Origin of the sequence: Kribbella sancticallisti (assembly GCF_039530625.1) — a bacterium.
Classification (GTDB): Bacteria; Actinomycetota; Actinomycetes; order Propionibacteriales; family Kribbellaceae; genus Kribbella; species Kribbella sancticallisti.
Genome location: NZ_BAAAOS010000011.1, coordinates 24,384 through 33,573 on the forward strand (window position 1 = coordinate 24,384; position 9,190 = coordinate 33,573).

The following is a 9,190-nucleotide window of genomic DNA, read 5'->3' on the forward strand; positions in this document are numbered from 1 at the left end:
CCGGATCGCGGCGGTGGCGGCCGGGTCCAGAACCGGGCTTCGTCCGAAAGGACGAGATATCCACAGCCGCTGGGTGCGGAGGCTGGGGATCGGCTGCGGAACAACTAGGCTCCGGTGCTGTGTCCGGTACTGATCTGCCTCCCGTCGAGCCCGCGCAGGGATCAGTCGCGTGCGTGATCCCGGCCAAGGACGAGGCCGAGCGGATCGCGGCGACCGTCGACGCGGTGCACAAGATCGCGGGCGTGGACCTGGTGGTGGTCGTCGACGACGGCTCCACCGACGGCACCGCCGAAGCCGCCGAGCGGGCGGGAGCGGTCGTCGTACGGCATGCGAAGAACCGGGGCAAGGCCGCCGCGATGGAGACCGGGGCGGCTGCGGTCGCAGAGCGGGACGGCGCCCGGGCGCGGCACCTGCTGTTCCTCGATGCCGACCTGACCGATACCGCCACCGGCGCCGAGCCGTTGATCGAGCCGGTGCTGGCGGGCCGGGCCGACATGACGATCGGGACGCTGCCGGCCCAGGTGCGCGCCGACGGAAGCAAGGCCGGCGGTCACGGGTTCGTGGTCCGGCTGGCCCGCTCGGGGATTGAGGAGGCGACCGGCTGGGCGCCTGAGCAGCCGTTGTCAGGTCAGCGCTGCCTGACCCGAGTCGCCTTCGAGGCGGCGCTGCCGCTGGCCAGTGGGTTCGGCGTCGAGACGGCGTTGAGCATCGACCTCGGCCGCAAGGGTTTCCGCATCCTCGAGGTGCCGATCGACGTCCGGCACCGCGCGACCGGCACGGACTGGCGCGGCCAGGTGCACCGCGGCCGCCAGTTCCTGCACGTCCGCCGCGCACTCGCGGCGCGCAGCGCCTTACCGTCGCGGAAGAACGCTCGATGAGCACTGAGGACGAAGCCACCGAGGTCGTCGACACCGCGCGCGGGGAGCGGGACGGGAAGCGCGCGGTCGGGCTCTACCTGGCCTCCACGATCCTGATCGTCGCCGCCGGCCTGCTCGGCCCGTCGGTGGTCGTGCTCACGCTGACGAACCGGCACGCCTGGCTCCCGTCGTACTGGTTCGACGCGAAGCCGAACGACTGGCTCGTCACGATGATGATCTACGTAGGGATCCTGCTCGGCGGGTACGGCGTCTATCTGGCCACCAAGGCGCTGAAGAACGGCTGGGCGCCGCGGATCAACAGACTCGTTGCCCTCGGCATCGGTACGACGGCGGCGATCACGCTGGTCCCGCCGATGGCCTCGGGCGACGTACTGATCTACGCGGCGTACGGGCGGATCATGTCGCTCGGCGGCAACCCGTACACGACGGCGCCGGCGGACACCATCCGGCTCGGCTACGACCCGGTGATCGCGGCGACCGAGCGGCCCTGGCAGGGCGCGAAGAGCGTGTACGGCCCGATCGCCACCTGGATCCAGTGGTTCTCGTCCTGGGTCGGCGGCGACTCGATGCAGCGCACCGTCTGGATGCTGCAACTGTCGGTCGCGGTCAGCCTGGTCGTCTCCGGCCTGCTGCTGATGAAGCTGGTCGGCCCGAACCTGGTCAGCCGCCGCCGGGTGATCATGCTCGGCCTGGCCAACCCGCTGATCCTGTGGACCGTGCTCGCCGGGGCGCACAACGACGCGATCGCGGTGATGTTCGCGATCATGGCGCTGGTACTGATGCGGCGGCACATCTTCCTGGCCGGTCTGATGATCGGCGCCGCGGGCGGCACGAAGCTGTCGATCGGCCTGGTCGGCATCGCGATGCTCTGGGCGCTGCGGGCGGATCGCCGCGCGATGCTGAAGCTCTGCCTCGGCGGCGCGATCGCGATGGTCGGCCTGTACGCAGTGGTCGGGCTGGAGGCGCTCCAGCAGGCCCGGTCGAACAGTTCGTTCATCTCCACCGGCACGCCGCACAAGGTCCTGCTCAGCTTCTTCACCCTGTTCCTGCCGAACGGGCTGGTCCGGACCGTGCTCGCGATCGCCGCCTGGGTCGGCCTGATCGTCGTCGCGATCCTGCTCTCCCAGGTGTTCCCGAAGTCCCTGGTGCCGCGGACGAGTCCCGAGGACCGGACCCCGGACGCGATCCGGTACACCGCGATCTACGCGATCGCCTGGCTGGTCACGGCGATGTACTCGCTGCCTTGGTACGACGTGATCGCCTGGGTCGCGCTGGCGGCGGTGGCCGCGTCGAAGGTGGACAAGTGGATGGTCATCCGGACCACCATGCTCGCGATCGCCTACGTGCCCGGCCGAGATCCCAACGCCCGCCAGGTGGCGCCGTTCCTGTCGGACTCGCTGGAGTGGTTCAGCGCCCGGCTCCGCGACACGATCTGCCCCGCGATCGAGCTCGCCGTCCTGATCGGCCTGATCGTCTGGGCCCGCCGTGGTGGCGCGCAGTGGTGGCCGTACGACTGGCCGAAACGCAAGGCCAAGTCCGCGACGGAGAAGGCCGCCACGCACTAGGCGCCTCGTCGACGGCTCAGCCGCTAGTGTCTGGCGGATGCAGAAGCTGGCAGGGGCGGGTGTGTTCGAGCGGGTGGCGCCGAACCACTTCGCGGAGCAGTTGCGGACCGAGTCGCTCTCGGTGGGGACGTACTCGATCCCCGCGGGCGGCATCGACGACCAGGCGCCGCACCACGAGGACGAGATCTACGTGGTCACGACCGGCCGGGCGACGATCGTCACGCCGACCGGGACCGAGCAGGTCGGCCCCGGTGATGTGCTGTTCGTTCCAGCCGAGGAAGCACACCGCTTCACCGACATCACCGAGGACCTGGCCCTGCTCGTCTTCTTCGCCCCGCCGTACTCCGGCCGCGGCTGAGCTTCGCGCTCGTCAGCTCCAGAGGTCGTGGCCGGCGGCGACGGCCTTGGCGAGGATGGTCTTCACCGGCTTCTTGAGCGCGGCGGCCGCCGCGGCGACGTCGTCGTACTCGGGTTGCACGTTGACCACCTGACCGCCGTACCGGGCGATCTTGACGTGGATTCGCTGGCCCTCCACCTCGACACTGGCGAACTCGCGGTCCGCGGCGTGTTTGCGGATGGAGGACTCCCGCAGGCCGATCGCGGACGTCTCGGCCAGGATCACCGAGCGGACCTCCTCGGCGTTCGCGCCGCCGACCAGGACCGACAGGGTGTGCGCGGGCCGGCCCTTCTTCATCAGGATCGGGGTGAGCCACGCGTCGGCCGCGCCGGCCTCCATCAGCCGGGCCAGGACCTGCGGCCAGATCCGTGGGTCGAGGTCGTCCACGTTGGTCTCGTAGACAAGCTCGGACGACGGCCGCTCGATCGAGTCGCCGACCACGACCCGGACGATGTTCGGCACCTCGAGCGGGTCGCGCCCGCCGGCGCCGATGCCGGTCTGCTGGATCCGCATCGGCGGCAGCAGCCCGAACTCGTCCGCCAGCGAGGCGAGCAGCGCCGCGCCGGTCGGCGTCGTCATCTCGTACGGCGCGGTGCCGCCGACGACGGGTGCGTCCGCCTCGGCCAGCAGAGCCAGTACCGCGGGACCAGGCACCGGAATTCCACCGTGCTGCCCGCGCACCTGGCGTCCACCACCGAGCGAGATCGTCGACACGACGACCCGGTCCAGCTCCAGCGCCACCGACGCCGCGGCCACGCCCACGATGTCCGCGATCGCGTCCAGCGCCCCGACCTCGTGAAAGTGCACGTCATCCGGCTCAACCCCGTGCGCCGCAGCCTCAGCCCGAGCCAACCGAGCAAACGTATCCAGCGCCCGCGCCCGCACGGCATCAGCCAGCCCCGCCCTCTCGATCAGCCGCCGAACCTCAGCCCACGTCCGCGTATGCCCACCAGAAGCCTCGCCGCCGTGCCCATGCCCGACGTCGCCGTGCCCGTGCCCGAGGTCGTCTGGGAAGTTCTCGGGGTGAAGCTCGCCGCTGACGCGGACCGACGCCTTCGTGGCGGCTATCTGATGGCGGCTCGTCTGTTCGACAGTGACCGACAGGGACGGATCGACGGCGGCGACCGCGGCGTTGACCAGCTCCAGGTCAGCACCAGCCGACAGAAAAGCACCGAGCAGCATGTCCCCCGACGCACCGGCTGAGCAGTCGATCCAGGCGATTCTCACTGCTCCTTCACCTCCGCCGGCGCCGCCCGCCGCGCCACCCGCGCCGCGAACACACCCGCCCCGAACCCGTTGTCGATGTTCACCACGGTCACCCCCGGCGCACACGAGTTCAGCATCCCCAGCAGCGCGGCCACCCCGCCGAACGAGGCGCCATACCCAACAGAAGTCGGTACTGCGACCAGCGGCACCCCGACCAGCCCGCCCACCACACTCGGCAGCGCGCCTTCCATCCCCGCCACCACGATCAGGCAGTCCGCCGCGGCCAGCCGCTCGCGCACACTCATCACCCGGTGCAGCCCGGCCACCCCCACATCGGTGATCACGTCGACCCCAGCGCCGAACACCCGAGCGGTAGTAGCCGCCTCAGCCGCCACCGGAGCGTCCGAAGTACCAGCCGCGACGACGGCCACCGTGCCCCGCAGTACGGGGGCTGCGCCGAGGACCGCAGTACGGCCCACTGGGTCGACTACAGCCGAGGGGAGCGCGACGCGGACGGCCTCCTGCGCCTCGGGAGCCAGGCGAGTGGCGAGGACGGCGTGGTTCGGGTGCGTCTCGTGCAGGGTGCGCAGCAACTCGACGACCTGCTCGGGGGTCTTCCCGGCGCCGTAGACGACCTCGGCGTCTCCGGTGCGCTCCAGGCGGTCTGTGTCGAGTCGTGCGTAGCCCAGGTCGTGCACCCCGGGCAGCGGGCCGCCATTGGGATTCTGGTCAGGCAAATGAGTCACCCCGCGAATCTACGTGGGCCGAGCCGGATTCACCGCTTCGGTCCACTGCACGGGCGCCGGCTGGGCACGCTGCGCAGCCACCTGAGCACGCAACCATTAGGCTGCCGTCCGTGTCTTCGACGTTAGCCGGTGCTATTGGTATCGCCGCTCTGTTCGTGGCGGTGCTCGCCCTCGTGTTCGCCATCCAGGCGCTGAGGGCACAGTCCGGCACGCCCAAGGCCGGCGCCAAGACGCCCGCCGGGCCCCAGCCGCAGCAGCAGGTCCAGCCTGCTCCGGCGTCTCAGCCGGAGGCCAAGCCCGGCACGGTGAAGGCCGAGCTCCACCGGCTGAGCAGGGAGCTCGAGGAGGCGCGCGGCGAGCTCCGGGAGACGCTGCAGCACCTCGCGGTGGTCCGGTACGACGCGTACGGCGAAATGAGCGGCCGGTTGTCCTGGTCGATGGCGCTGCTGGACGACAACGGCGACGGCGTGGTGCTGACGTCGATCAACGGCCGCAACGACGCCCGGTCGTACGCCAAGGAGATCAAGGCCTTCGAGAGCGACGCCAAGCTCTCCCCCGAGGAAGAAGAGGCGATCGAGAACCTCCGCAAGGAGGCGTCACCGGCGCTTGGGAACCCGGACGACCAGTGAGCCTGGTTCCACCTCGGCGGTGAGATCTCTGCCCGGCCCGATCCCATCGCCGTCGAGCTGCCGCTGGACGTCGACCGCGGCGCGGATCTCCACCTTCCGCCCGGTGAAGCGCTCGAGGTACATCTCGGTGCGCTTGGTCCTCGTCATCACCCGCCAGAACACCAGCGGCCACTGCGTCACCCGGCGCGGCGCGATCACCACCACGTCGATCAGCCCGTCGTCCGGCCGCGCGTCCGGCAGCAGCGGGATGTTCGCCTGCAGCATCCCGACGTTGCCGATCACCACCGTCCGCACCCGGCGCTCGACCGGTTCCTGGTCGTCCAGCGTGATCTGCACCTTCACCGACGGGTGGTTGATGTTCTTGGCCGCCGACACCAGGTACGCCGTCCAGCCGATCTGCGCCTTCAGGATCGGCGGGGCGCCGGTGATGATCGCGGCGTCCAGCCCGAGCCCGGCCATCACCGCGAAGCGGTCCGTGTCCAGCCCGTCGCCGTGCACCTTGACCAGGTCGATCCGCCGGTCCCGGCCGTCCAGGATCCGCTCCAGCGCGTCGTCCACGTCGAGCGGGATGTGCAGGTTCCGGGCCAGCAGGTTGCCGGTGCCGGCCGGAATGACGCCGACCGGGATCCCGGTGTAGGCCAGCGCGGCGCAGACCACCCGGACCGTGCCGTCGCCGCCCGCGACCAGGACCAGGTCGGACTCGTTCTCGATCGCCCGCTTGGCCATCGCGTTGCCCGCGTCGTCCTCCCGCGTCTCCAGCCAGAGCGGATCGTCGAACCCCCGTACTGCGAGGGCCCGGTTCACCTTGCGCCGGAAGGCGACGCCGTCCCCGACCTTGATCGGGTTCACGATCACCGCGGCGCGCGGCGGTTCCGCAGTACCGTCGCCGGCCGCCGGGGTACGCCGTCGGCGGCGGCGCAGGCCTGGGCGGAGCCCGAAGAGGATGGAGGTGGCGGTGAGGATGGCCAGGCCGAGGGCCCAGCCGCCGAGCACGTCCGAGACGTAGTGCACGTTCAGGGCCACGCGGTCCACCGACACGATCCAGACCACGGCGATGGTCGGCAGCGTGACCAGCAGCCGGAACCGGCGCCGCCAGCCGCGCACCGAGGGCAGGACCACACCGAGTGCGCCGGCCAGCACGAAAGCCGCGGTGGCGTGGCCGGACACGTAGGACCAGCCGTCGTTCTCGACAAGCATCTGGGCCGGCCGGGGCCGGTCGAAGATGTGCTTCACCGCCTGGACCAGGCCGAGCTCTGCACCCGCCGTGACCAGCAGCCAGACCGTGAGTAGCCGAGCCCGGCGGTGCCACAGGTACGCCGCCACCACCAGGATGATCCCGCGGGCGGTCCAGGGCACCGTGATCGCCGCGACCACCTCCCAGAGCTGCACCGTGCTCGGCCGGATCGCGCCGTACGCGGCGAACTCGTCGGCGACGGACAGGTCCCAGCGGCGCAGCGGCGGCCAGTCCTTGAAGACCAGCAGGGTGATCACGGTGAACGGCAACACCCCCAGCACGACCGTCAGCGCACGGCCGACGTGTGTGGGTGGGTGGTGGTTCATGCCCGCTGATTCCCCCTTGAAGATCGGCTGGTGCCAGCTCATCATCCCCAATTGTTTTCGCCCCCACTGACACGCCCCGATACCCTCAGGGTGTGATCGATGCCAAATTGCTCCGTGAGAACCCCGATGTCGTCCGTGCGTCCCTGACCAAGCGCGGCGAGAGTGCGGACCTGGTCGACCAGGTCCTGGCGGCCGACAGTGATCGTCGATCGTCCATCGCGGCGTTCGAGTCGCTGCGGGCGGAGCAGAAGGGCCTCGGCAAGCAGGTCGCGCAGGCCAAGGGCGACGAGCGCACCGCGCTGCTCGAGCGGACCAAGGCGCTGTCCGCCGAGGTGAAGGCCACCGAGGCCGCCGCCACCGAGGCCGAGGCCCGGTTCGACGAGCTGTCCGGGAAACTGCCGAACCTGGTCTCCGACCAGGCTCCGGTCGGCGGCGAGCAGGATTTCGTCGTGCTCGAGGAGATCGGCAAGCCGCGCGACTTCGAGGCCGAGGGCTTCGAGCCCCGCGACCACCTGGAGCTGGGCGAGCTGCTCGGCGCGATCGACATGGAGCGCGGCGCGAAGGTGTCCGGCGCCCGGTTCTACTTCCTCAAGGGCGTCGGCGCGCTGCTCCAGCTCGGCATGCTCCAACTGGCCATCGCCCAGGCGGTGGAGAACGGCTTCACCCCGATGATCACGCCCACCCTGGTCAAGCCCGAGGTGATGGGCGGCACCGGGTATCTGAACGCCCACGACGACGTGTACCGCCTGGAGGAGCCCGAGCTCTACCTGGTCGGTACGTCGGAGGTCCCGCTCGCCGGCTTCCACATGGACGAGATCATCGACGTCTCCGACGGCCCGATCCGGTACGCCGGGTGGTCGTCCTGCTACCGCCGCGAAGCCGGTTCGTACGGGAAGGACACCCGCGGGATCATTCGCGTCCACCAGTTCGACAAGGTCGAGATGTTCTCCTACTGCAGCCTCGAGGAGGCCGAAGCCGAGCACCAGCGGCTGCTCAGCTGGGAGAAGGAGATGCTGGACAAGATGGAACTGGCCTACCGGGTGATCGACACGGCGACCGGCGACCTGGGTGCCTCGGCGTACCGGAAGTTCGACTGTGAGGCCTGGGTGCCGACCCAGGGCGCGTACCGCGAGCTCACCTCCACCTCGAACTGCACCGACTTCCAGGCCCGCCGGCTGAACATCCGGCACCGGGACGCCGACGGGAAGCCGCGGGCGGTCGCGACGCTGAACGGCACGCTGGCCACCACCCGCTGGCTGGTCGCCATCCTCGAGACGCACCAGTTGGCGGACGGATCGGTCCGGGTGCCGACCGCGCTGCAGCCGTACGTCGGTGGCCGCGAGGTCCTCGAACCGGTCGCCAGATGACGAACGGCTGGCGGCCGAAGGCCGTTGCCCTCGACATCGACGGAACCCTGATCGACCACGACGAGAGACTCTCGCCGGCAGTGGTCGACGCAGTACGCCGTGCCGCGGCGCAGGTGCCGGTGATCCTGGCCACCGGCCGGGCCTGGCAGACTACCCGGCCGGTCGCCGAGATCCTCGGCCTGGCCGACGGATTGGTTGTCTGCAGCAACGGTGCGAGAACCCTGCGGCTGCCGGGCGGCGAAGTGGTCGACGAACGGACCTTCGACCCCACCACGGTGATCGCGTCGGTCCGCGAGCACGCGCCGAACGCGCGGATGGCCGTGGAGGAACACGACGGCAGCTACCTGGTCACCGCGCCCTTTCCGGACGGCGATCTCGGCACCGGCGCGACGATCCGGGTGGTGACGGACGACGAACTCGCGCCGGAACCCGTGACCCGGTTGATCATCCGCGACCCGGAGCAGTCCGAGGCGGACTTCGTCCAACTGGCCGAGCGTCTCGGCCTGCACGGCGTCAGCTATTTCGTCGGCTGGACCGCGTGGCTCGACATCGCGCCCGAGGGCGTGGACAAGAGCACCGGGCTGAAGGTGGCGCTGGCGCAGTACGAGTTGGAGGCCGAGGACCTGCTGGCCATCGGCGACGGGCGCAACGACATCGAGATGCTCGTCTACGCGGGACTCGGGATCGCGATGGGTGCCGCTCCGGACGAGGTGAAACTGAGGGCCGACGAGGTGACCAAGTCGGTCCAGGACGACGGCGTCGCCGCGGTGCTCAACCGCTACTTCTGACCTTTCCATCCTGCTGGAACAGCTTGACAACTGGTGACTCCAGGCAACCAAAAG

9 protein-coding genes are annotated in these 9,190 nt (G+C 70.2%); 6 read left to right on the forward strand and 3 right to left on the reverse strand.

Annotated elements, in window-relative coordinates:
* The first annotated feature begins 119 nt into the window (after window positions 1-119).
* The 3 genes from ABD255_RS07075 to ABD255_RS07085 are packed head-to-tail and all read left to right on the forward strand — an operon-like array spanning window position 120 to window position 2,801.
* The gene (locus ABD255_RS07075) at window positions 120-878 is read left to right on the forward strand and encodes a glycosyltransferase (RefSeq protein WP_344211068.1); all 759 of its coding nucleotides are present in this window, start codon (window positions 120-122) and stop codon (window positions 876-878) included.
* Window positions 875-2,443, forward strand: a complete 1,569-nt coding sequence (locus ABD255_RS07080) for an MptA/MptB family glycosyltransferase (RefSeq protein ID WP_344211070.1) — start codon at window positions 875-877, stop codon at window positions 2,441-2,443. Before ABD255_RS07075 ends, ABD255_RS07080 begins: the two co-directional genes overlap by 4 nt.
* 37 nt (window positions 2,444-2,480) lie before the next feature.
* Complete coding sequence (locus ABD255_RS07085; protein WP_344211072.1) at window positions 2,481-2,801, forward strand: cupin domain-containing protein; 321 nt, start codon at window positions 2,481-2,483, stop codon at window positions 2,799-2,801.
* 12 nt (window positions 2,802-2,813) lie between these two features.
* Here the strand turns inward: ABD255_RS07085 and larC are convergent, their stop codons facing one another.
* Window positions 2,814-4,067, reverse strand: coding sequence for a nickel pincer cofactor biosynthesis protein LarC (larC, locus tag ABD255_RS07090; protein WP_344211074.1), 1,254 nt, complete (start codon window positions 4,065-4,067; stop codon window positions 2,814-2,816).
* Window positions 4,064-4,792 carry a nickel pincer cofactor biosynthesis protein LarB gene (gene larB / locus ABD255_RS07095; protein ID WP_344211076.1) on the reverse strand — a complete coding sequence of 243 codons (729 nt, stop codon included), beginning with the start codon at window positions 4,790-4,792 and terminating at the stop codon, window positions 4,064-4,066. Before larB ends, larC begins: the two co-directional genes overlap by 4 nt.
* A gap of 110 nt (window positions 4,793-4,902) precedes the next feature.
* Between larB and ABD255_RS07100 the strand changes: the two genes are divergently transcribed.
* Window positions 4,903-5,421 (forward strand): DUF4446 family protein, encoded by a 519-nt coding sequence (locus ABD255_RS07100; RefSeq protein WP_344211078.1) that lies wholly within the window; start codon window positions 4,903-4,905, stop codon window positions 5,419-5,421.
* Here the strand turns inward: ABD255_RS07100 and ABD255_RS07105 are convergent.
* Window positions 5,389-7,023, reverse strand: a complete 1,635-nt coding sequence (locus ABD255_RS07105) for a bifunctional phosphatase PAP2/diacylglycerol kinase family protein (protein ID WP_344211080.1) — start codon at window positions 7,021-7,023, stop codon at window positions 5,389-5,391. The two genes, ABD255_RS07100 and ABD255_RS07105, sit on opposite strands and share 33 nt — an antisense overlap.
* Window positions 7,024-7,073: 50 nt before the next feature.
* On the opposite strand from ABD255_RS07105, the gene serS reads away from it, so the two are divergent.
* On the forward strand, window positions 7,074-8,348 hold the full coding sequence (gene serS, locus ABD255_RS07110; protein WP_344211082.1) for a serine--tRNA ligase: 1,275 nt from the start codon (window positions 7,074-7,076) through the stop codon (window positions 8,346-8,348).
* Window positions 8,345-9,136, forward strand: a complete 792-nt coding sequence (locus ABD255_RS07115; RefSeq protein WP_344211084.1) for an HAD family hydrolase — start codon at window positions 8,345-8,347, stop codon at window positions 9,134-9,136. The genes serS and ABD255_RS07115 overlap by 4 nt, the downstream gene beginning before the upstream one ends.
* Window positions 9,137-9,190 lie beyond the last annotated feature (54 nt).